Annotated in this window: 19 protein-coding genes; 12 read left to right on the forward strand and 7 right to left on the reverse strand. The window is 74.7% G+C overall.

What is annotated here, in order from left to right; genetic code table 11:
- Positions 1 to 20 precede the first annotated feature (20 nt).
- The 3 genes from LGQ04_RS14990 to allB all read left to right on the forward strand — a co-directional run bounded on the left by LGQ04_RS14990 (position 21) and on the right by allB (position 4,217).
- Positions 21 to 905: a 2-hydroxy-3-oxopropionate reductase gene (locus tag LGQ04_RS14990; protein ID WP_229244758.1), complete on the forward strand. Its 885-nt coding sequence runs from the start codon at positions 21 to 23 to the stop codon at positions 903 to 905.
- Positions 906 to 1,016: 111 nt separating this feature from the next.
- The gene (gcl, locus tag LGQ04_RS14995; RefSeq protein ID WP_229244759.1) at positions 1,017 to 2,792 is read left to right on the forward strand and encodes a glyoxylate carboligase; all 1,776 of its coding nucleotides are present in this window, start codon (positions 1,017 to 1,019) and stop codon (positions 2,790 to 2,792) included.
- A 63-nt stretch (positions 2,793 to 2,855) separates the two neighbouring features.
- On the forward strand, positions 2,856 to 4,217 hold the full coding sequence (gene allB / locus LGQ04_RS15000) for an allantoinase AllB (protein ID WP_229244760.1): 1,362 nt from the start codon (positions 2,856 to 2,858) through the stop codon (positions 4,215 to 4,217).
- Between the two features lie 109 nt (positions 4,218 to 4,326).
- On the opposite strand, the gene LGQ04_RS15005 is transcribed toward allB, so the two are convergent.
- From LGQ04_RS15005 to LGQ04_RS15015, 3 genes are all read right to left on the reverse strand, one after another.
- Positions 4,327 to 4,815, reverse strand: a complete 489-nt coding sequence (locus LGQ04_RS15005; RefSeq protein ID WP_229244761.1) for an SRPBCC family protein — start codon at positions 4,813 to 4,815, stop codon at positions 4,327 to 4,329.
- Positions 4,812 to 5,177, reverse strand: a complete 366-nt coding sequence (locus LGQ04_RS15010; RefSeq protein ID WP_229244762.1) for an ArsR/SmtB family transcription factor — start codon at positions 5,175 to 5,177, stop codon at positions 4,812 to 4,814. Before LGQ04_RS15010 ends, LGQ04_RS15005 begins: the two co-directional genes overlap by 4 nt.
- Positions 5,178 to 5,279: 102 nt before the next feature.
- Positions 5,280 to 6,671, reverse strand: a complete 1,392-nt coding sequence (locus LGQ04_RS15015) for a cryptochrome/photolyase family protein (RefSeq protein ID WP_229244763.1) — start codon at positions 6,669 to 6,671, stop codon at positions 5,280 to 5,282.
- A gap of 52 nt (positions 6,672 to 6,723) precedes the next feature.
- On the opposite strand from LGQ04_RS15015, the gene LGQ04_RS15020 reads away from it, so the two are divergent.
- The gene (locus LGQ04_RS15020; protein ID WP_229244764.1) at positions 6,724 to 8,277 is read left to right on the forward strand and encodes a peptide MFS transporter; all 1,554 of its coding nucleotides are present in this window, start codon (positions 6,724 to 6,726) and stop codon (positions 8,275 to 8,277) included.
- 28 nt (positions 8,278 to 8,305) lie between these two features.
- Here the strand turns inward: LGQ04_RS15020 and LGQ04_RS15025 are convergent, their stop codons facing one another.
- Both LGQ04_RS15025 and LGQ04_RS15030 read right to left on the reverse strand, forming a co-directional pair.
- On the reverse strand, positions 8,306 to 8,803 hold the full coding sequence (locus LGQ04_RS15025) for a GNAT family N-acetyltransferase (RefSeq protein ID WP_229244765.1): 498 nt from the start codon (positions 8,801 to 8,803) through the stop codon (positions 8,306 to 8,308).
- Positions 8,804 to 8,862: 59 nt separating this feature from the next.
- The gene (locus LGQ04_RS15030) at positions 8,863 to 9,465 is read right to left on the reverse strand and encodes a DoxX family protein (RefSeq protein ID WP_229244766.1); all 603 of its coding nucleotides are present in this window, start codon (positions 9,463 to 9,465) and stop codon (positions 8,863 to 8,865) included.
- A gap of 242 nt (positions 9,466 to 9,707) precedes the next feature.
- Between LGQ04_RS15030 and ilvD (LGQ04_RS15035) the strand changes: the two genes are divergently transcribed.
- Both ilvD (LGQ04_RS15035) and ilvD (LGQ04_RS15040) read left to right on the forward strand, forming a co-directional pair.
- Positions 9,708 to 11,570, forward strand: coding sequence for a dihydroxy-acid dehydratase (ilvD, locus tag LGQ04_RS15035; RefSeq protein ID WP_229244767.1), 1,863 nt, complete (start codon positions 9,708 to 9,710; stop codon positions 11,568 to 11,570).
- Positions 11,571 to 11,802: 232 nt separating this feature from the next.
- Entirely contained in the window at positions 11,803 to 13,509 is a 1,707-nt protein-coding gene (gene ilvD, locus LGQ04_RS15040; RefSeq protein ID WP_229244768.1) for a dihydroxy-acid dehydratase, read from the forward strand.
- Here the strand turns inward: ilvD (LGQ04_RS15040) and LGQ04_RS17840 are convergent, their stop codons facing one another.
- Positions 13,510 to 14,259 (reverse strand): 4'-phosphopantetheinyl transferase family protein, encoded by a 750-nt coding sequence (locus tag LGQ04_RS17840; protein WP_229244770.1) that lies wholly within the window; start codon positions 14,257 to 14,259, stop codon positions 13,510 to 13,512.
- A 124-nt stretch (positions 14,260 to 14,383) separates the two neighbouring features.
- Between LGQ04_RS17840 and LGQ04_RS15050 the strand changes: the two genes are divergently transcribed.
- Positions 14,384 to 15,058 (forward strand): 4a-hydroxytetrahydrobiopterin dehydratase, encoded by a 675-nt coding sequence (locus LGQ04_RS15050; RefSeq protein WP_229244771.1) that lies wholly within the window; start codon positions 14,384 to 14,386, stop codon positions 15,056 to 15,058.
- Positions 15,059 to 15,101: 43 nt separating this feature from the next.
- On the opposite strand, the gene LGQ04_RS15055 is transcribed toward LGQ04_RS15050, so the two are convergent.
- Positions 15,102 to 16,430, reverse strand: a complete 1,329-nt coding sequence (locus LGQ04_RS15055; RefSeq protein ID WP_229244773.1) for a cytochrome P450 — start codon at positions 16,428 to 16,430, stop codon at positions 15,102 to 15,104.
- Between the two features lie 142 nt (positions 16,431 to 16,572).
- Between LGQ04_RS15055 and LGQ04_RS15060 the strand changes: the two genes are divergently transcribed.
- Genes LGQ04_RS15060 through LGQ04_RS15080 form a run of 5 tightly spaced genes read left to right on the forward strand, consistent with a single transcriptional unit; the run spans position 16,573 to position 22,517 of the window.
- Positions 16,573 to 17,655: a 3-oxoacyl-ACP synthase III family protein gene (locus LGQ04_RS15060; protein WP_229244774.1), complete on the forward strand. Its 1,083-nt coding sequence runs from the start codon at positions 16,573 to 16,575 to the stop codon at positions 17,653 to 17,655.
- Complete coding sequence (locus LGQ04_RS15065) at positions 17,652 to 18,452, forward strand: glycosyltransferase family 2 protein (protein WP_229244775.1); 801 nt, start codon at positions 17,652 to 17,654, stop codon at positions 18,450 to 18,452. Before LGQ04_RS15060 ends, LGQ04_RS15065 begins: the two co-directional genes overlap by 4 nt.
- A complete protein-coding gene (locus tag LGQ04_RS15070; protein ID WP_229244776.1) occupies positions 18,449 to 19,678 on the forward strand; it encodes a cytochrome P450 in 1,230 nt (409 codons plus the stop codon). Before LGQ04_RS15065 ends, LGQ04_RS15070 begins: the two co-directional genes overlap by 4 nt.
- On the forward strand, positions 19,675 to 21,477 hold the full coding sequence (locus LGQ04_RS15075; protein ID WP_229244778.1) for a class I adenylate-forming enzyme family protein: 1,803 nt from the start codon (positions 19,675 to 19,677) through the stop codon (positions 21,475 to 21,477). The genes LGQ04_RS15070 and LGQ04_RS15075 overlap by 4 nt, the downstream gene beginning before the upstream one ends.
- Positions 21,474 to 22,517 carry an NAD-dependent epimerase/dehydratase family protein gene (locus LGQ04_RS15080; RefSeq protein WP_229244779.1) on the forward strand — a complete coding sequence of 348 codons (1,044 nt, stop codon included), beginning with the start codon at positions 21,474 to 21,476 and terminating at the stop codon, positions 22,515 to 22,517. The genes LGQ04_RS15075 and LGQ04_RS15080 overlap by 4 nt, the downstream gene beginning before the upstream one ends.
- Positions 22,518 to 22,526 lie beyond the last annotated feature (9 nt).

The raw sequence follows: 22,526 nt of genomic DNA on the forward strand, positions 1-22,526 counted from the left end.
CCACACCCGAGGAGCACACCATGGCCTCCATCGCCTTCATCGGACTCGGCATCATGGGCAGCCCCATGGCCGTCCACCTGCAGGACGCCGGTCACGACGTCGCGGGCTACAACCGCACCCCCGAGAAGACGGCGCCGCTCGTCGCCGCGGGCGGGACCGCCGCGGAGTCGGTCGCCGACGCGGTGAAGTCGGCCGAGGTCATCGCCGTCATGGTGCCGGACTCGCCCGACGTCGAGCAGGTCCTGACGGGCGAGGGCGGCGTGTTCGACAACGCCCAGCCCGGCACGCTCGTCATCGACTTCTCCTCGATCCGCCCCGACGTGACGGTCCGCCTGGCCGAGCTCGCGCGCGAGCGCGGCTTTCGCTACCTCGACGCGCCGGTCTCCGGCGGCGAGGCGGGGGCGAAGAACGCCGCCCTGTCGATCATGGTCGGCGGCGACGCGGAGGACTTCGCGGCGGCGCGCCCCGTCTTCGACGCGGTCGGCAAGACGGTCGTGCACGTCGGCCCGAGCGGCTCGGGCCAGACGGTCAAGGCGGCGAACCAGCTCGTCGTCGCGGCGAACATCCAGGCGCTCGCCGAGGCCGTGACGTTCCTCGAGGCCTACGGGGTCGACCTCCCGAGCGCGTTCGAGGTCCTCGGCGGCGGTCTCGCCGGCTCGAAGGTCCTCGACCAGAAGAAGCAGAACATGATCGACAAGTCCTTCACCCCGGGCTTCCGCATCGCGCTGCACCACAAGGACCTCGGCATTGTCACCGCGGCGGCGCGCGAGAAGGGCGTCGTCGTCCCGCTCGGTGCGATCGTCGCGCAGCTCATGGGCTCCGCGCTCGCCAACGGCGACGGCGACCTCGACCACTCGGGCCTGCTCCGCGGCGTCGAGCGCCTGTCCGGCCGCGCGAGCTCCTGACCCCCCCGCCGCTGAGTGCGGGGCATCTGTCGTCGTCCGCCCGTGACGACGACAGATAGCCAGCACTCACGGGAACCCGACGACGACGTCAGCTCCAGCAAGGAGAGAACCATGCCTCGAATGCGTGCGGTGGACGCCGCCGTGGCGATCCTCGAGATCGAGGGAGCCACCCAGGCCTTCGGCCTGCCCGGCGCCGCCATCAACCCCTTCTACTCCGCGATGCGCGCCCACGGCGGCATCGGCCACGTGCTCGCCCGCCACGTCGAGGGCGCGTCCCACATGGCCGACGGCTACTCGCGCGCGAAGCCCGGCAACATCGGCATCTGCATCGGCACGTCGGGCCCCGCGGGCACCGACATGGTCACCGGCCTGTACGCCGCGTGGGCCGACTCCGTCCCGATCCTGTGCATCACGGGCCAGGCGCCCGTCGCCAAGCTCGACAAGGAGGACTTCCAGGCCGTCGACATCGCGAGCATCGCCGCCCCGGTGACGAAGATGGCCAAGACCGTCCTCGAGGCCGGCCAGGTGCCCCAGGTCTTCCAGCAGGCGTTCCACCTCATGCGCTCCGGCCGTCCCGGCCCCGTGCTCGTCGACCTGCCGATCGACGTCCAGATGACCGAGATCGACTTCGACCCGGCGACGTACCAGCCGCTGCCCGTGCACCGCCCGACGGCGACGCGCGAGCAGGCCGCCAAGGCCATCGACATGCTGCTCGCCGCCGAGCGGCCCCTGCTGATCGCGGGCGGCGGCATCGTCAACGCCGGCGGCGAGGACCTGCTCGTCGAGCTCGCCGAGACGCTCGGCGTCCCCGTGATCCCCACGCTCATGGGCTGGGGCGTCATCCCCGACGACCACGCCCTCATGGCAGGCATGGCCGGGCTGCAGACGTCGCACCGCTACGGCAACGCGAACCTCCTCGCGTCCGACTTCGTGCTCGGCATCGGCAACCGGTGGGCCAACCGCCACACCGGCGGCCTCGAGACCTACCGCAAGGGTCGGACGTTCGTCCACGTCGACATCGAGCCCACCCAGATCGGCCGCGTGTTCGCCCCCGACTACGGGATCGTCTCCGACGCGAGGGCCGCGCTCGAGCTCTTCGTCGAGGTCGCGCGCGAGCGCCGCGACGCCGGGCAGGCGCGCGACTACTCGGGCTGGGCGGCCGACTGCGCCGAGCGCAAGCGCACGCTGCAGCGCAAGACGCACTTCACCGAGACGCCCATCAAGCCGCAGCGCGTGTACGAGGAGATGAACAAGGCGTTCGGACCCGAGACGCGCTACGTGACGACGATCGGACTGTCGCAGATCGCGGGCGCCCAGTTCCTGCACGTGTACAAGCCGCGGCACTGGATCAACGCCGGCCAGGCGGGTCCGCTCGGCTGGACCGGGCCGGCGGCGCTCGGTGTCGCGAAGGCCGTGCCGGACGAGCCGGTGGTCGCGCTGTCCGGCGACTACGACTTCCAGTTCATGATCGAGGAGCTCGCCGTCGGCGCGCAGTTCAACCTGCCGTACGTGCACGTCGTGGTGAACAACTCCTACCTCGGCCTCATCCGGCAGTCGCAGCGCGCGTTCGACATGGACTACCACGTCCAGCTGTCGTTCGAGAACATCAACTCGCCCGAGGTCGGCGGCTACGGCGTCGACCACGTCAAGGTGGCCGAGGGCCTCGGGTGCAAGGCGATCCGCGTGACCGACCCCGACGAGCTCGCCGACGCGTTCGTCAAGGCGCAGGGCATGGCCGCCGAGTTCCGGGTGCCCGTGGTCGTCGAGGTGATCCTGGAGCGCGTGACGAACATCGCGATGGGCGTCGAGCTCACGGGCGTCAACGAGTTCGAGGACCTCGCGATCTCCGCCGACGACGCGCCCACCGCGATCGCGCTGCTCGACTGAGACCGGCGCACCATCGATGGCACGGCACGAGACACCGGACGAGGCACGAAAGTGGAGGACGCGATGAGCACGTCACCGAGCGGTCGCGAGCACGAGTACGACCTCGTCGTCCGCGGCGAGCGCGTGCTCGTCGCGTCCGGCGAGCAGCCCCGGGAGGTCGGGGTCGTCGGGGGAGTGGTGCGCGCGATCGAACCCCTCGGGGCAGGGCTCGACGGCGCCCGCGTCGTCGAGCTGGAACCTCACCAGGTGCTCGTCCCCGGGCTCGTCGACACGCACGTCCACGTCAACGAGCCCGGGCGCACCGAGTGGGAGGGCTTCGCGTCCGCGACCCGGGCGGCCGCCGCGGGCGGGGTGACGACGATCGTCGACATGCCCCTCAACTCGATCCCCCCGACCGTCGACCTCGGTGCGCTCGAGATCAAGCAGAAGGTCGCCCGCGACCAGGCGTTCGTCGACGTCGGGTTCTGGGGCGGGGCCGTGCCGGGCAACACGGCCGACCTGCGCCCGCTGTGGGACGCGGGCGTCTTCGGGTTCAAGTGCTTCCTCCTGCACTCGGGCGTCGAGGAGTTCGGCTACCTCGAGCCCGACGAGCTCGAGGAGGACCTGCGGGTGCTCGCCGACTTCGACGGGCTGATGATCGTGCACGCCGAGGACTCGCGCGCCATCGACCGGGCGCCCAAGCCGCACGGCGACCACTACGACGTCTTCCTCGCGTCGCGCCCGCGCGGTGCGGAGAACGTCGCGATCGCCGCCGTCATCGAGGCCGCCCGCTGGACCGGGGCCCGGGCGCACGTGCTCCACCTGTCGAGCTCGGACGCGCTGCCCATGATCCGCAGCGCCCGGCGCGAGGGCGTGCGCCTCACCGTCGAGACGTGCCCGCACTACCTGGCGCTCGCGGCCGAGGAGATCCCGGACGGCGCGACGCAGTTCAAGTGCTGCCCCCCGATCCGCGAGATCGACAACCGCGAGCTGCTGTGGGAGGGCCTGCTCGACGGGACGATCGACTGCATCGTCTCGGACCACTCGCCGTCCACGCCCGACCTCAAGGAGCTCGACACGGGCGACTTCGGGACGGCGTGGGGCGGGGTGTCGTCGCTGCAGCTCGGCCTCGCGATCGTGTGGACCGAGGCGCGCACGCGCGGCATCCCGTTCGCGCGGGTCGTCGAGTGGATGTCGACGCGGCCCGCGGCGATCGCCGGCCTGCAGCGCAAGGGCGAGATCCGGCTCGGCAACGACGCGGACCTGGCGGTCGTCGAGCCCGACACGGCGTTCGTCGTCGACCCCGAGCGGCTGCACCACAAGAACCCGATCACGCCGTACGCCGACCGCGCCCTGTCCGGCGCCGTCGTCGCGACGTACCTGCGGGGCGAGCTGATCACGTTCGACCGCCCGACGGGTCGTCTGCTCGCCCGCGGCGACGCCTGAGGGCCGATGCTCCCGGGCCCGGCTGCGGGGGCCGGGCACGGGCACCGCGGCGAGCGGGGCGGCACCGCTGGTGGGTGCCGCCCCGCTCCCGCGTTCTTCCGGGCGGAGGTCAGGACCGGGCGAGGAGCTCGTCGAGCTGCTCGTAACCCTCGCGGACGCCGACCTCCATGCCGCTCGCGACGAACGCGTCGCGCCCCTCGATGGTGTCGACGAGCGACGTGGCCGTGAGACGGCAGCGACCACCGGGCAGGTCCTCGAACACGAGGCGGTCGAGCGAGACGCCGTCGGGGAAGCCCTCGTAGGTGAACGTCTGGACGATGAGCTCGTCGGGCCGCACCTCGTGGACGCTGCCGAAGAACGCGTACTCCTCGCCGTCGGGGTCGACCTGGACGTAGCGGTACGCGCCGCCGGTGCGCACGTCCCAGTGCTCGTTGCGCTGGGTGAGGTAGCGCGGGCCGTTCCAGCGGGCGAACAGGTCCGGGTCGACGTGGGCCCGGAAGACCTTCGCCGCGGGCGCGTCGAACTCGCGCACGATGCGGACGAGGGGGAGGTCCTTCGGGACGGCGATCTCGGTCTCGTGGGTGCCGGTGGTGGTCATGGTGCTGCTCCCGTCGTGGGGTCGGTGCCGGTGGTGCCCGGTCGGTCGGGCAGGTCGTGCAGGACGTCGTCGAGGCGGCGGTAGCGGTCCTCGGCCTCGCGCCGGTAGCGCTCGATCCACGTCGTCATGAGGTCCAGGACCTCCGCCTCGAGGTGCACGGGGGCGCGCCGGGCGTCCGTCGTGCGACGGACCAGGCCGGAGTCCTCGAGCACGCGCAGGTGCTTGGACACCGCCTGGACGGACATGTCGTAGGGCCGCGCGAGCTCGCCGACGGTGGCGTCGCCCGACGCGAGCCGGGCCACCAGGTCGCGGCGCGTGGGGTCGGCGAGCGCCGAGAACACGCGGGAGAGCGGGTCCGCCACGATCCCTCCTTCTCAACTGTTCGGTTGACGACGACGCTACGCCGCTCCCGAGAGCATGTCAACCATTCGGTTGATAAATGCACGGCAGGCGGGTCCGCCGGCTCAGGACCGTCGCGCGCGCTCGAAGTCGTCGAGCGACACCCGCCGCTCCTCGGCGTGGTCGACGAGCCGCTCCGGGTACCCCTCCGGCTGCTCGCGCAGCCGCCACGGCTCGTGCACCGCCGACCCCTCGACGCCCCGCAGCTCCGGGACCCACCGCCGCATGTACGACCCGTCGGGGTCGAACTTCTTGCCCTGCGTCACCGGGTTGAAGATGCGGAAGTACGGCGCGGCGTCGCGCCCCGTCCCCGCGACCCACTGCCAGTTGAGCTGGTTCTGCGGCACGTCGCCGTCCGCGAGGTGCGCCATGAAGTGGTCCGCGCCGCGCTGCCAGCGCACGTGCAGGTCCTTGACGAGGAACGACGCGACGACCATGCGGACCCGGTTGTGCATCCACCCCTCCGCGAGGAGCTGGCGCATCCCCGCGTCGACCAGCGGGTACCCGGTGCGCCCCGCAGCCCACGCCTCGAGGAACCGGTCCTCCTCCGCCCCGACCGCCCACGCGTCGTCGGGCACCACCGTGCGCAGCGAGCGGTGCGCCGCCGCGGGGTGGTGGAAGAGGACGTCCGCGTGGAACTCGCGCCACGCGAGCTCCGACCGGTAGGCGAGGGCGTCGTCGGAGAGGGCGGTGCCCTCGTCGCGAGCCTCGTGCAGAGCGTCGCGCACGTCGGCGAGCAGCGTGCGCGGGTGCAGCTCGCCCCACTTGAGCGGGACCGACATGCCCGACGTCGCGGGCCGGTCGGGGCGGTCGCGCTCGCTCGCGTACCCCGCGAGGTGGTCCGCGAGGAACGCGCGCCAGCGGGCGCGCGCCGCGGCCTCGCCCGCGGCGGGGAGGTCGGCGTCCGTGCCGGGGTCGTCCGGCAGGCCGTCGGAGCGCACCTCGGCCCACGGGATCTCGCGGGGCCGCGGCGCCGGGCCGCGCCACCCGTGCTCGACCCATGCGTCACGGAACGGGGTGAAGACTTGGAACGGGTTGCCCTGCTTGTTCAGCACCCGCCCCGGGGCGACGGCGTACGGCGAGCCGGTCCGCACGAGGCGCGCGCCGGCGTCGGCCAGCAGGGTCTCGACCGCCTCGTCGCGCGCGAGTCCGTAGGGCTCGAACGACGCCGCGACGTGGACCTCCTCCGCCGCGACCTCGCGCGCGAGCGCCGGCACGACGTCGCGCGGGTCGCCCCGCCGCACGACGACCCGCCCGCCCGTCGCCTCGTCGAGCGCGGCGAGGCTGCGCGCGAGGTACGCACGGCGTGGCGCACCCGCACCGTCCCACAGGCGAGGGTCGAGGACGAAGAGGGCCACCACGTCGTCGTCGGCCGCGCGGGCGGCGTCCGTCGCGGCGACGAGGGCAGGGTTGTCGGCGAGCCGCAGGTCGCGGCGCGACCACCAGATCGAGGGCATCTCGCCACGCTAACGGTCGCCGCGGACGCTCGCCGGTGGGAGCATCGCACTCATGGACAGGGGCGGGGACGAGCCCGGCGACGGCGCACGGGCCGAGGTCAGCACAGGGCCGGCGGCCGGGCGCATCGAGGGCGACCACGCCTTCTTCGGGCACCCGCGCGGGCTGCTCACGCTGTTCACCACCGAGCTGTGGGAGCGGTTCAGCTACTACGGGATGCGCGCCATCCTGCTGTTCTACCTCACCGACACCGTCGCGAACGGCGGGCTCGCGCTCGACGAGACGACCGGTCTCGCGCTCGTGTCGATCTACGGGACGAGCGTCTACCTGCTGTCCGTCGTCGGGGGCTGGCTCGCGGACCGCGTCATCGGGTCACGCCGCTCGGTCCTGTACGGCGGCATCATCATCGCCGCCGGGCACGTGAGCCTGACCGTCCCCGGCATCGCGTTCTCGATGGTCGGCATCGCGCTCGTCGCGCTCGGCACCGGCCTCCTCAAGCCCAACGTGTCGTCCATGGTCGGCGAGCTCTACGCCCGCGACGACCCGCGGCGCGACTCCGCGTTCTCGATCTTCTACATGGGCATCAACCTCGGGTCGTTCTTCGCCCCGTTCCTCGTCGGCGCGGCGCGCGCGTGGGGCGGGTACCACGCCGGGTTCGCCGTGGCCGCCGTCGGGATGGCGGTCGCGCTCGTGTTCTTCGTCGCGGGCCGCCGGTTCCTGGGCGAGGCCGGCGCGCACGTCCCCAACCCGGTCCGGCCCGAGGAGCGCGCGACGATCGCCCGGATCTTCGCGATCATCGCGGCCGGCGTCGTGGTCGTGGGGCTCGTCGCGGTCCTCGTCGCGGGCGGGTTCGGCATCGACACGTTCATCGACACGATGTCCTACCTGGCGTTCCTCGCGCCGATCGCGTACTTCGTCGTCATGTACCGCTCGCCGAAGGTCACCGACGCCGAACGCCCCCGCGTCATCGCGTACATCCCGCTGTTCGTCGCGGCGATGCTCTTCTGGATGATCTTCGAGCAGGCCGCCACGACCCTGTCGTCGTTCGCGCGCGACCGCACCGAGCTGACCTTCCTCGGCTTCACCATCAGCCCCGAGTTCTTCCAGTCCGTCAACCCGCTCGCGATCATCCTCCTCGCGCCGGTGTTCGCGTGGATCTGGCTGAGGACCGGCGACCGCCCCGCGACGGCGAACAAGTTCGCGATCGGCCTCGCGCTCGCGTCCCTGTCGTTCCTCTTCCTCGCCGCGGCCTCCGCGGTCGTCGGCGACGGCAAGGCCCCCGCCTGGGTACTCGTCCTCGTCTACGTCATCCAGACGCTCGGCGAGCTGTGCCTGTCGCCCGTCGGGCTCGCCGCGACCACCCTGCTCGCCCCGCGCGCGTTCCGGTCGCAGGCGATGGCGCTGTGGTTCCTCGCCCCCGCCGCCGGCCAGGCCATCACCGCGCAGGTCGTCCAGGTGACCGAGGGTGTCTCGGACACCGCGTACTTCGGCGGCATCGGAGCAGTCACCCTCGTCTTCGCGCTCGCGCTGTTCGCGCTCGCACCGTGGGTGACCCGGCACATCCGCCACGCCGACGACCTCGAGGGCGTGCGGACGGCAGGCTCCTGACGTCCCGGGGCCGCAGCTGGCCCGCCGGTCAGGTCGGTGTCGACCACCACTCGACTGTCCCGCGCCCGTCGGTCGTCGTCCGGTCGACGGTCATGCCGAGCTTCTCCGCCACGCGTCGTGACGACGCGTTGACGGGTCGCATGGTCGCCCAGAGCCGACGCCGTCCGGTCGCCAGGGCGGCGTCGCGCAGGACCGTCGCCGCTTCGGTCGCGCAGCCCTGGCCGCGAGCCTCCGGCAGGAGCTCCCAGGCGATCTCCGGCTCGTCGAACGTCCCACGGCCGACGAGCACGGCGACGTAGCCGAGGGGCGCAGACCCGTCGAGCGGCCGGAGGACCCGCGCGCCGATCCCCTGAGCCACGAGCGCGTCCATGGCTCCGATCCTCCGACGGGTCTCCGTCTCGTCCACGGGTGGTGCGTCTCGCGTCGCGAAGAGACGCGTGAGCCACGCGGTGTCCTCGATCCGCAGCGGGGTGAGAAGGGTCCGCGCCGTACGCAGCTCGAGCGGGATCGGTGCGAACATCGCCATCGCCGCATCGTCGCACGCGGGCAGACCCGCGGGATGTCGAACCGCGCTCGGCCTCCCGCTCAGCGCAGCCAGGGCGCCCGGCGGACGAGGGGCAGCACGGCCCAGCGGCGGCCGAGGCCCCACGTGTCGCCCGACAGGGTCGTGGCGAGGACCGCGAGCAGCAGGATGATCACGACGTGCGAGTCGACGACCGGGTTGGTCGAGCCCGGGGTGACAGGCCACTGGGACAGCCACAGCAGCGCGAAGAGCACGGAGCCGCTCACGGCCGCGACGCGCAGGCCGATGCCGAGGAGCAGGGCCATACCGACGCCCAGCAGACCGAGCATGAAAAGCCAGTCGGTGAGCGGCCCCGCCATGGCGGTGAAGGTGCTCGCGAGCGGGCCCTGGACCCCGTTCTGCAGGTAGCCCTGCGTCGGGGCGCCGCCGGCGACCCACGCGCGCTCGGCCGGGGTGGCGTACCCAAGGCCGAGCAGCTTGTCGGTGAACGGCCAGAGGAAGACGACCGCGCCGCCGAGCCGCGCCGCCGCGAGCGCGTACCGCGCGGAGGTCGTGGTGACGACGGTCTCCTGCGTCACCGGCCCGGGCGCGTTCGTCGCCGCCACGGCCTCCGTCGTCGCCGGCCCCGTGCCGGGCGGGGAGGTCGTGCTCGTCGTGCTGGACATGGTGGTGCCCCCTTCGAGAAACGGTGAGCCGGACGACGTCCGGCGTCTCGACCGTGGCAGCGACCTGCGCCGGTTTCAACCCTGACGTCCGGATTGCGTGGAGAACCCGTACCGATCCACGGGTACGTACGTAGGGTCCCCGACCACGCTCCGGACGCCTCGCCCGCGCGAGCGCGACGAGGCGTAATGTGGCCCGGCGGCCGGAGGAACGGTCGCGGCCCCCCGTCGAAGGAGCTGACCCCATGAGCCGCCCCCTGCGCTCCCGGACGTCCACGCACGGCCGCAACATGTCCGGCGCCCGCGCCCTGTGGCGCGCGACCGGCATGGGCTCGGAGGACTTCGGCAAGCCGATCGTCGCGATCGCGAACTCGTACACGCAGTTCGTCCCCGGTCACGTCCACCTCAAGGACATGGGTGACCTCGTGGCCTCGGCGATCCGCGAGGCGGGCGGCGTCTCCAAGGAGTTCAACACCATCGCCGTCGACGACGGCATCGCGATGGGTCACGCGGGCATGCTGTACTCCCTGCCGAGCCGCGACCTCATCGCCGACTCGGTCGAGTACATGGTCAACGCGCACTGCGCCGACGCGCTCGTGTGCATCTCCAACTGCGACAAGATCACGCCCGGCATGCTCAACGCCGCACTGCGCCTCAACATCCCGGTGATCTTCGTGTCCGGCGGGCCGATGGAGGCGGGCAAGGCCGTCGTCGCGGACGGGGTCGCGAAGACGCACCTCAACCTCGTCAACGCCATCAACTACGCGGCCGACGACAACGTGTCCGACGCCGCGCTCGCGCAGGTCGAGGAGAACGCCTGCCCCACGTGCGGGTCGTGCTCCGGCATGTTCACCGCCAACTCCATGAACTGCCTCACCGAGGCGCTCGGGCTGTCCCTGCCGGGCAACGGCTCGACGCTCGCCACGCACTCGGCGCGCAAGGAGCTCTTCCTCGAGGCCGGCCGCACCATCGTCGACCTCGCACGGCGCTACTACGACGACGAGGACGACACCGCGGCGCCCCGCGGCATCGCGACGAAGGCCGCGTTCGCGAACGCCATGGCGCTCGACGTCGCGATGGGCGGGTCCACCAACACGGTGCTGCACGTGCTCGCCGCGGCGCAGGAGGGCGAGGTCGACTTCGACCTGACCGACATCGAGCGCATCAGCCGCCAGGTGCCGTGCCTGTCGAAGGTCGCACCGAACCACCCGAACTTCCACATGGAGGACGTGCACCGCGCGGGCGGCATCCCCGCGCTGCTGGGCGAGCTCGACCGCGCCGGTCTCCTCGACCACGACGTCACCTCCGTGCACACCCCGACGCTGCGCGCCTGGCTCGACGACTGGGACGTGCGCGGCGGCAAGGCCACCGAGCGCGCCGTCGAGCTGTTCCACGCCGCCCCCGGCGGCGTCCGCACCACGCAGGCGTTCTCCACGTCGAACCGGTGGGAGTCGCTCGACACCGACGCCGCCGACGGCTGCATCCGCGACCTCGAGCACGCCTACACCGTCGAGGGCGGCCTCGCCGTGCTGCGCGGCAACCTCGCCGAGGACGGCGCCGTGTTCAAGACCGCGGGCGTCGACCCCGACGTCTTCCATTTCGTGGGGAAGGCCCTCGTCTGCGAGTCGCAGGACGAGGCCGTTGAGAAGATCCTCACCAAGCAGGTCCAGCCCGGGCACGTCGTCGTCGTGCGCTACGAGGGCCCCGCCGGCGGGCCGGGCATGCAGGAGATGCTGTACCCGACGTCGTTCATCAAGGGCCGCGGGCTCGGCAAGGTGACCGCGCTCATCACCGACGGCCGGTTCTCCGGCGGGTCGTCCGGCATCTCCGTCGGGCACGTCTCGCCCGAGGCGGCCGCCGGGGGAGTGATCGGCCTCGTCGAGGACGGCGACGAGATCGAGATCGACGTCGACACGCGCCTCATCCGCCTCAACGTCCCCGACGACGTCCTCGCCGAGCGCCGCGCCAAGATGGAGGCGCGGGAGAACCCGTGGCAGCCGGTCGACCGCGACCGGTACGTGTCCCCGGCGCTGCAGGCGTACGCCGCCATGGCGACGTCGGCGGACCGCGGCGCCGTGCGGGACGTGTCGCTCATCCGTCGTCGCTGAACCCGTCGCTGGCTCTTTCGTCCGGGCTGGTCTGCGAGCCTGGGGGCGGGACGTGCCGGGTCTCCCATCCGCGCCCTCGTTCCTCGGGCGCTCCCGCCAGGCCCGCCACGACCCGGCACGTCCCGCCCGCTGTCTCGCTCGTCGGTCAACACCGCGGCGTCTCGTGGCCGACCGCGGGTGTCACCTGAGGCGTCCCCTCGCCGCGCGGCTGCTCCGTTCCTAGAGTGTGGGCATGACGGACACCGACGCCGGACCCGACCTCAAGCCTCGCTCCCGCCAGGTCACCGACGGCCTGGAGGCGACGGCGTCGCGCGGGATGCTGCGCGCCGTCGGGATGGGCGACGAGGACTTCGCGAAGCCGCAGATCGGCATCGCGAGCTCGTGGAACGAGATCACGCCGTGCAACCTGTCGCTCGACCGCCTCGCGCAGGGCGCGAAGGAGGGCGTGCACGCGGGCGGCGGCTACCCGCTGCAGTTCGGCACGATCTCCGTCTCCGACGGCATCTCCATGGGCCACGAGGGGATGCACTTCTCGCTCGTCAGCCGCGACGTCATCGCGGACTCGGTGGAGACGGTGGTGCAGGCCGAGCGCCTTGACGGCACGGTGCTGCTCGCCGGGTGCGACAAGTCCCTGCCGGGGATGCTCATGGCGGCGGCGCGCCTCGACCTCGCGAGCGTGTTCCTCTACGCGGGCTCGATCATGCCCGGCTGGGTGAAGCTCTCCGACGGCACGGAGAAGGACGTCACGCTCATCGACGCGTTCGAGGCCGTCGGGGCGTGCGCGCGCGGCCTGATGAGCCGCGAGGACGTCGACCGCATCGAGCGGGCGATCTGCCCCGGCGAGGGTGCGTGCGGCGGCATGTACACGGCGAACACCATGGCGTCGGTCGCGGAGGCGATGGGCATGTCGCTGCCCGGCTCGGCCGCGCCGCCGTCCGCGGACCGGCGCCGCGACGCGTTCGCGCACCGGTCGGGCGAGGCCGTCGTCGAGCTGCTGCGCCGCGGGATCACCGCGCGCGACATCATGACGAAGGAGGCGTTCGAGAACGCGATCGCCGTCGTCATGGCGTTCGGCGGGTCGACGAACGCGGTGCTCCACCTGCTCGCCATCGCGCACGAGGCCGAGGTCGAGCTGACCCTCGCCGACTTCGACCGGGTCGCGAGCCGCGTGCCGCACCTGGGGGACCTCAAGCCGTTCGGCCGGTACGTCATGAACGACGTCGACCGGATCGGGGGCGTGCCCGTCGTCATGAAGGCGCTGCTCGACGCCGGCCTCCTGCACGGGGACGCGCTCACCGTGACGGGCCGCACCGTGGCCGAGAACCTCGCCGACATCGACCCGCCCGACCCGGACGGCAAGATCTTGCGGGCGCTCGACCGGCCCATCCACCCGACGGGCGGCATCACGATCCTGCACGGCTCGCTCGCGCCCGAGGGCGCCGTCGTGAAGTCCGCCGGGTTCGACACCGACGTGTTCGAGGGGACGGCGCGCGTGTTCGAGCGCGAGCGCGCCGCGCTCGACGCGCTGGAGGACGGCACGATCACGGACGGGGACGTCGTCGTCATCCGCTACGAGGGACCGAAGGGCGGGCCGGGGATGCGCGAGATGCTCGCGATCACGGGCGCGATCAAGGGCGCGGGTCTCGGCAAGACCGTCCTGCTGCTCACCGACGGACGCTTCTCCGGCGGGACCACGGGGCTGTGCGTCGGGCACGTGGCCCCCGAGGCGGTCGACGGCGGTCCGGTCGCCCTCGTGCGCGACGGCGACCGCATCCGCCTCGACGTCGCGAGCAAGACCCTGGACCTGCTCGTCGACGACGAGACGCTCGCGGCCCGCCGCGAGGGCTGGGCACCGTTGCCGCCGACGTTCACGCGCGGGGTGCTCGCCAAGTACGCGAAGCTCGTCCAGTCCGCGTCGCGCGGGGCGATCCTGGAGTAGTCACCCGGCGTCGTGATCGACGTCGGCCCAGGCGACGGCGCCCGTGCACGGGCCGGGCAGGTCGAGGTCGGCGACGTGCCACCCGGGTCCGGGGGACCGCGGTGCGGGCCCCGCGCCGACGTCGTCCAGGGCGAGGCCGCGCGAGAGCCCGGTGCCGAGCGCCTTGAGGTAGGCCTCCTTGCGGGTCCACGCCCGGGCGAACGCGGCGCTGCGCACGTCGGCGGGGGAGGCGTCGATCTCCGCTCGTTCGCGCGGGTGCAGGCTCGGGTTCACGTCGCGCACGGCGGCGGCGGTGGGCGGCGTCTCGACGTCGACGCCCACCGGGACGTCGGCGAGCGCGACGGCGAACACCCCGGCGGTGTGGCTGAGGGAGACGTGCGGGCCGCCGTCGAGCACGGGGCGCCCGTGGGGGCCGCCGCACGTCGGGCACGCGTCGCGGCGCAGGCCGAGGCCACCGGCGTCGGCCGTCCCGGTCCGGCGCGCGAGGAGGAGCCGCAGGACGACGTGCGAGACGACGTACGTCGCACGGTCGGCCTCGTGGGCGAACGCCCGCGCCCGCGCCCGCTCCGCCGAGTCGAGCACGCGGTCGGCGAGGGGCAGCGCCCAGGGTGCGCAGCGCGCCGTCGTGCCCCACCGGACCGCCAGCCCTGTCCGCCCGGTCGACCCCGGAGGCGTCGAAGGGGCTGCGAGCGCGACGGGCTCGACCCCCGGCAGGATGCCGAGGTCGGGTCGACCGGGCGCCGGAACCACCGCACACCTCCCGTCCTCGTCCCGCGCCGAGCATAGGCGGGCCCGGGCGCGCGTGCGGTGGTCGCCCTCGCTACCGTGAGACGCGAGGCGCGACGACGCGGACGGCACACCGGGAGGCCACGAGATGACCGGCACGACGAGCGACCGCGTCACCGCGCGCGAGTTCCACGACAGCGACGGCGTCGAGGACTGGCGCGTCCTGCTCGCGACGGCGCAGACGCTGTTCCGCACCGGGTCGTTCACCGCGGGCGTCGAGCTCGTGGACGCGATCGGCGAGCTCGCCGAGGCGGCGAACCACCACCCCGACGTCGACCTGCGGTACGGCACGGTCACCGTGCGGCTCACCTCGCACGACGTCGGCGGGCTCAGCCGTCGCGACGTCGAGCTCGCGCGCCAGGTCTCCGCGGCGGCCCGCGAGCTCGACCTGCGCGCCGACCCGGCGGCGGTGCAGGAGCTGGAGATCGCGGTCGACGCGCTCGTCGGGTCCGCGGTCCAGCCGTTCTGGCGCGCCGTGCTCGGCTACGACGAGCACGGGCCGGACGGCGCGGCGCCGTCCCTCGCCGACCCGACGACGCACGCGCCGGCGTTCTGGTTCCAGCAGATGGACGCACCCCGGCCCCAGCGCAACCGCATCCACGTCGACGTCACCGTCCCCCACGACGTCGCGGAGGCACGGGTCACCGCAGCCGTCGCGGCAGGTGGGCACCTCGTCTCCGACCGGCGGGCGCCGTCGTTCTGGGTGCTCGCCGACGCCGAGGGGAACGAGGCGTGCGTGTGCACGTGGCAGGCCCGCGACTGAGCCCGACCCACGACCTGCCCCCGGCACGAGGACCGCGCCGCCGTCACGCGCGAGCGACGACCAGCGTCTCGTAGCCGGGGACGAGCACGCGGCGCTTCGCGCGGCGTGACACGACGCGCAACGGGGCGCCGTCGTCCCACAGGGCGTGGAGCAGCGCCGCGATCTCGGCGCGCGCGAGCGCCGCCCCGAGGCACAGGTGGCGTCCGGCGCCGAACCAGAGCTGGCGGGTCTCGCGCACGTAGGGGCGGTCGGCCAGGAACGGGCCGACGGCGGTGTTGGCCGACCAGGTGAGGACCATGATGCGCTCCCCGGCACGCAGGGTGCGCCCGGCGACCTCGACGTCGGCGGACACGCCGCGGCCGACGACCGACGCGGGGCTCGTCACCCGCAGCCCCTCCCGCACGGCGTTCTCCACGGCGTCGGGTTCGCCCGGGGCCCGCTCGACGGGACGGTCGCGCTCCTCGGCGAGGAGGTGCAGGAGACGGTGCTGCTCGCCCGTGTCGACGAGGAGGGCGGTCGTGCGGGCCATCGCGGAGGCCGACGTCTCGGTGCCCGCGACCATGAGCAGGCTCGCGAGGCCCGTCGTCTCCTCCAGGCCGAGACCGAGCTCGCGGCACCGCCCGAGGAGACGGTCGGCGGGGGCGTGCCGCCAGCCGTCCGGGACACCGCGCGTCAGCTCGTCGACGATCTCCCGCGCGGCGACCACCTGCTCCGGCGACAGGGACGTCGACCCGGCGCTGCCGAGGGCGATCGACGCGAGCCGCTCGCCCGTCGCGAAGGCCGCGAGCGCGTCGTCGTCCGGCGTGCGGGTGCCGGGCGAGACGCCGCCCGGTGCCGGGACGCCGAGCAGGGAGATCATCATGCGGCCCACGAGGACGCGGGCGAGGAGCCCGACGTCGACGGTACCGCCGGTCGCGAGCGTGGCCCGTGCGTCGCCGAGCGCGCCCGACCACGCGCCGTCGACCAGCGCGGCGGCGCTCGCCTCCGTGAAGAGCTCGCGCGACCGCGTGCGCAGGTCGTGGTGGCCCGGGCCGTCGAACAGGTCGAGGACCCAGTCCCCGAGGATCTGCGCCCACAGGTGCCCGACGCCGCCCTCGCCGACGATCGTGAAGTGCTGGTGGTCGGTGAGCACCCGGCGGCCCACCGTCGGGTCGGCGGTGACCCAGCCGATCCCGGGGACTCTCCGCAGCCCGCCGCCCGCGCGCGGTCCGGCGAGCGCACCGCCCGCGAGGAGGAGGCCCGCCATGGCGGGCCGTGCGGCGGCCAGGAGGGCGACCTCGTGCCGGGTCGTGGCCACGGCCGGACGCCACCGGCGGGCGGCTGCGCGGGCTGCGGCACGGTCGGCGCCGGGGGCGGTCGGGACGGTCGTCACCCCGTCAGTGTGGCCGAACCGGGCACGTCCCGGGGACTCCCCGCCGTCGCCTGTGGACGCCGGACCCTTGCGGCCGGGGTTCACCCGGTCCGGTGTGGACGGACCGGCGCACGCGGGGTGTCCCTTGGCTACTGTGGCGCGCGTGCCTGACGAACCCGTCCCCGCGGCGAGCCCGCCGCCACCCGTCGCCGTGCTCGCGGCCGTCGGCGTGCACCTGCCCGAGCGCACGGTCGACGTGCGCGAGGCCGAGCGGGCGCTCGCGGCGCGCAACCCGGGCGCGGCACCGCGCGTGCCGATGGTCTCGCGCCTCACGGGTGTGCGGCGGGTCCACGTGCTCCCCGACGAGTGGGACGCGTCCGACCTCGCGGCCGCAGCCGCGGAGAAGCTGCTCGCGGCGGAAGGGCTCGGGGCGCGCGACGTCGACCTGCTGCTCTTCGCCTCCGCGAGCCAGGACATGGTGGAGCCGGCGACGAGCCACATCGTCGCGGCGAAGCTCGGCGTGCGTGCGCCGGTCATGGACGTGAAGAACGCGTGCAACTCGGTGCTCAACGCGATCGAGGTCGCGGAGGCGCTCGTCGCGACGGGCCGCTACGGCACCGTGCTGATCGCGTGCGGCGAGGCGCCGTCGCGCGCGGTGCGCTGGGACGTGCCCGACCGCGCGACCTACCTGCTGTCCGCGCCGGGGTACACGATGTCCGACGCGGGCGCCGCGGTCCTCGTGCGGCGTGCGACGCCGGCGGAGGCCCGCGCGAGGGACGTCGCGGGGCGGGCCGCACCGCGCGGCATCCTCGCGAGCGCGTTCGGGGCCGAGTCGACGCACTGGGACGTCGGCATGCTGCCCGGCGGCGGTACCGCCCACCCGCGCGACCTCGACCGCACCTACTTCGAGATCGACGGCTCGCGCCTGCGCGACGCGTTCCTCGCGCTCGGCCCCGGTGTCGTGCTCGACGCGCTCCGGCGCGCCCGCCTCACGTGGGACGACGTCGCGCTCGTCGCCGTCCACCAGGTCGCGGTGGCCTACCTGGACGACGTGCACGCCGCGCTCGGGCTGCCGACGGGCCGCACGCTCGTCACGGTCGCCGACCACGGCAACGTCGCCTCGGCGACCCTCCCGCTCCAGCTCGCCACCGCGCTGGAGACCGGCCGGGTCGGGCCGGGGGACGTCGTCGTGCTCGTGGGCCTGGCGGGCGGGATCAGCATCGGTGCCACCGTGGTCCGCCTGTGACGGCGCCCGACGCGCGCCGGTTCGCCGGTCGTGGCGCGGCCGGGCAGCGGCTCGCGGTCGTCGTGCCCGCGCGCGACGAGGCGCACGGGATCGGCGCGACCCTCGCGGCGCTGCGCGACCAGGAGGACGCGGACTTCGACCTCGTGGTGGTGGACAACGGATCCGTCGACGGCACGGGCGACCTCGTGCGCCGGACCGCGGCGGGGTGGGGCATGGCGCGGTGGCGCGTCGTCGACGAGGCGCAGAAGGGGACGGGCGCGGCGGCCGACACCGGCATGCGCGCGGCCATCGCGGCCGGGGCGACGCACCTGGCGCGCACCGACGCCGACTGCCTGCCCGCACCCGACTGGACCCGGCGTGTGCGGGCCGCGTTCGCGAGCGGGCACGACCTCGTCGCGGGACGGCTCGTGGCGCGCACGGACGACCGGCCGGTGAACCGGTGGCAGCAGGGCGTGCTCTCGGCGGCCGTGTCCGTCGCGAGCACGTTCGGGCGCTTCCGGCCGGGCAACCAGGACCCGTCCTACCTCGGCCCGTACGTCATGGCGCCCGGCTGCAACATGGCGATCACCGCCGAGCTCTACGAGGCGGCGGGCGGCTTCCCGCGCACCGCGATCGAGGACGTCCACGAGGACCGCGCGCTCGTCAACGCGGTCCGTCGGCTCACGACGCGCTACGGGGCGCACCGCGAGGTCGTGGTGCACGCGTCGGCGCGCCGCGCCCACGAGTGGGGTCTCGTGCGGACGCTCGGCTGGTACGCCGACCACCGGTACCGGCCCGACGTGGTGGACATCCGGTGACCGTCCTGGCCGCGCCGGCAGCGGACCTGCGCGCCGCGATGCGCTGGGAGGAGCGCGTGCAGCGCGGCGCGCACCCCGTCGTCTACCCCGCGATCCGGGGGCTGCGCCGTCTCGGGCCCGTCGTGCGCGTGCCGGGCATCGGCGTCGTCGTGTCCGACGCCGCGACGGCCCGCGCGGTCCTGCTCGACACCGAGCGGTTCAGCAAGGTCGGGCCGGGCTCGCCGTCGGACCTGTGGACCCCGGTGCTCGGCCCGTCGGTGCTGCTCAACATGGAGGGTGCGGACCACGCGCGCCTGCGCCGTGCGCTCGCGGGGCTGTTCACGCCGCGGGCCGTGCGCGACCTCGTCGCGGCGAGCGTCCCCGACGTGCTCGCGGGGATCGCGCCGCGGCTCCTGGCGGGGGAGCGGGTCGACCTCGTCGCGCAGACCGCCGCGACGGCGGGGACCGTGATCTGCGCGATGACCGGGCTCCCGCCGACCGACGCCGCCGTGCGCGACGCGATGACCGCGGCGCAGTCCGTCGTCGGGCTCGTGCGACTGCACCGGCGCAGCCTCACGCCCTCCCAGGTGCGGCACGCGCGCGCGGTCCTCGCCCGCCTCGCGGCCCCCGCGCGCCTCGCGTACCGCGACGGCGACCCCGCGACCGTGCCCGGACGCATGCGGGCTCTCGGGCTCACCGAGGAGGAGGCGATGGGCGCGGTCGGGGCGTTCGTCCTCACGGGCACGGAGACGATCCAGTCGTTCGTCCCGCGCCTCGTCGCGCTCGCCGCCGACACGGCGTGGCTCGACCGCCTGCTCGCCGCCCACCCGGCGACCACGGACGGGCGGGCGCTGCGCGGTCGTGTCGTCGAAGAGGCGCTGCGCGTCACGGCGCCCACGCCCGCGATGCTCCGCTCGGTGCGTGCGGACGCGACGGTCGGCGACGTGCGGGTCCGTGCCGGGGACCGCGTCGTCCTCGCGACGGTCTCGTGCTGCAAGGACGCCGGGGCGTTCGACCCGGACGCGCCCGTCGACCCCGCCGTGCGGCACCTGTGGTTCGGGGCCGGGCCCCACTTCTGCCTCGGGATGCCGCTCGCCCTCGCCCAGGTCGACGCCGTGCTCGACGCGCTGCGGCCGGTGGCGGCGGCGGGCCGGACTCTCGAGGTGACCGACCGCGCCGTCGCGCGCGGGGTCCTCATCCCGTCCTACCGCTCCCTCGTCGTCCGTGCCTCGGGAGAACGGGCGTGACCGGGCCCGACGCCGCGTCCCGGCACCTGCTCGCCCCGATCCTCGCGCGGGGCGCACCCGGGCACGCGTCCGCGGACGCCGTCGCGCTGCGCCGCTGGACCCGTCCCGGCCGCCGTGGCGCGCGGGTCCGCGAGGAGGTCACGTACGCCGGTCTCGCTCGCCGCGTCGAGGCGACCGCGACGGCGCTCGCTGCCGACGGGCTCGTCCCCGGCGACCGCGCGCTGTTCTCCGTCCGTCCGCGCCCGGCGGGCGTCGCGCTCGCCCTCGGTGTGGTGCGCGCCGGCGGGACGATCGTGTTCGTCGACCCGGGCTCCGCGCCCGAGCTGTTCGCGGCGCGCGTGCACGCCGCGGACCCGTCGCTCGCGACCACCGAGTCGCTGCTGTACGCCGTCTCGCGCGGCCCGCTGCGCCGTCTGGCCCGCTCCCGCGGGCTCCTGCTGCCCGACTACGCGAGCCTGCCCGTGCGGCACGTGCACGCCGGGCCGTGGCTGCCGGGCGTCCCACGCGGGTCGCGTGCCGCCGCGGCGCTCGCCGCGCACCCCCCGGACGTGGCACGGCTCCCGGGGCTGGACCCCGACCGCGAGGCGCTCGCGGTCTTCACGTCCGGCACGACGGCGCAGCCGAAGGCCGTCGTCCACACGGCCGGGTCGCTGCTCGCCGGGACCGACCTGCTGCGCGACGTGTTCGCGCTCGCGCCGGGCGACGTCGTGCACACCGACCAGATGCTCCTCGGCATCCCGGCGCTGCTCGCGGGCGCGACCTGGTCCGTGCCCGCCGACCCCCCGGGCCGCGACGTCACGACGTTCGCCCGCCGGCTCGGCGACGCCGCCGGCACCTACCTCGTCCCGGCCGACGTCACCCTCCTGCTCGACGCCGTCGAGGCGGGCCGGATCCCCGCCCGCGGGCCGCGCGTCGCGCTCGTCGGCGGTGCGCCCGTGACCCGCGCGCTCCTCGCCCGGGCGACGCGCGTGCTGCCCGGCACGCGCTGGGTCGCCGTGTACGGGATGACGGAGATCCTGCCCGTCGCCGTCGTGGAGGCGCAGGACAAGCTCGCCCATCTCGGCGACGGCGACCTCGTCGGCGTCCCTCTGCCCGGCACCGTCGCCCGGGTCGACCCCGTCGAGGGCGACGACCTGGAGGAGGGCGGCCCGGAGGGCGACGCACGTGGTGTCGGCGAGCTCGTCCTCGCGGGCCCGTCGCTCATGGCCGGGTACCTGCACGACCTCGACGCCCCCGCGCGCGGCGCGGGGCGCCGCGCCGCCGAGCACCGCACCGGCGACCTCGCCCGCATCGACGCGCAGGGTCGGGTGGTCCTCGTCGGGCGCACGCGCGACATGATCGTCCGCGGCACGACGAACGTCTACCCGGGCCTGCACGAGCCCCGCGTCGCCGCGCTCGACGGTGTGGGCGAGGCGCTGCTCGTCGGCGTCCCGCTGGTCGACGGCGACGAGCGCGTCGTCCTCGTCGTCACGTCGGGCACCGGCAGAGCGCGGAGCACGCCTGACGCCATGCGCGACGCCGCGCCCCGCGCCACGCTCGACCCGTCGGCGCGCGTCCGGCTCGACCCGCACCACCCGCTCGTCGCCCGGGTCCGCGCGGTGCTGCCCACCGTGCTCGACCACGACGCGCTGCCCGACGTCGTGCTGCACGCCGACCGGGTCCCGCTCGCGGGGCGCTCGCGCAAGCCCGACCGCGCGGCGCTCGCCCGCGCGGCCGCCCCGTTCGTCGTGCCCCCCGTCCCCGCCCGGGCGGGCGACACCGCCGTGACCGGGCCCGGCGCGGGCGGAGGACCCGCGTGAGGGTCGTCGTCACGGGAGCGTCCGGGTTCGTCGGCGGAGCGGTGGCCCGCGCGCTCGTCGCCGACGGGCACGAGGTCTGGACGACGTCGCGTCGCGACGCCCGCGTCCGCGGTGCGCGGCACGTCCCGTGGGACCTCGCCGCAGGGCCACCCGCGCTCCCGGCGGACCTCGACCCGGCGCGCGTCGACGCCGTCGTGCACGCCGGTGCCGCGGTGTCCGACTGGTGCGCGCTCGACGTCGCACGGGCCGTCAACGTTGGTGGGACGCGGGCCGTGCGCGAGACGTTCCCCGCCGCGCGGTTCGTCCACGTGTCGTCCGGGAGCGTCTACGACCCGTTCGCGCCGAGCGTGCGCGCCCGCGAGGACGAGGCGCCCGTCGGCCGCTACCTCGACGCGTACGGGACGACGAAGGCCGAGGCCGAGCGGGACCTGGTCGCCGACGCCGCGCGCCACCCCGGCCGCGGCGCCGTCGTGGTGCTGCGCCCGCACGCCGTCTACGGCCCGGGCGACACCACGCTCCTGCCGCGCGTCGAGGCCGCCGTGCGTCGGGGCCGCCTCGTCCTGCCGGGCGGCGGGCGCGTCCTCCAGTCCCTCACCCACGTCGACACGCTCGTCGCGGCCGTACGCGCCGCCGTCGTGCTCCCCGAGGCCGCCGCGGCGCCCGGGTTCCTCGTCGCGAACGTCGCCGACGCCGAACCGGTCGTCCTGCGCGACGCGCTCACCGACGCGCTGCGCCGCCGCGGCACCGACGTGCGCGTCGTCGACGTCCCCGTTCGGCTCGCGCGGGTGCTCGCGGGCGTCCTCGAACCGGTCGCCCGGTGGCTGCGCCGCCCCGAGCCGCCGCGCCTCACGCGCTACGCGCTCAGCCACCTCGCCGTGGAACGGACCTACGACCTCACCGTCCTGCGCGACGTGCTCGGCGTCGACCCCGCGCCGACGTCCTTCGCCTTCCTCACGCAGGACCCTCCCGGCGGGGACGGCCGGCTGCGCGCGCGGCGGCGTGCGGCGTCGGGCAGGGTGAGGGGCGAAACCCGGACCTGAGAGGACGGA

The organism is Cellulosimicrobium marinum, from assembly GCF_020551945.1.
GTDB lineage: Bacteria > Actinomycetota > Actinomycetes > Actinomycetales > Cellulomonadaceae > Cellulosimicrobium > Cellulosimicrobium marinum.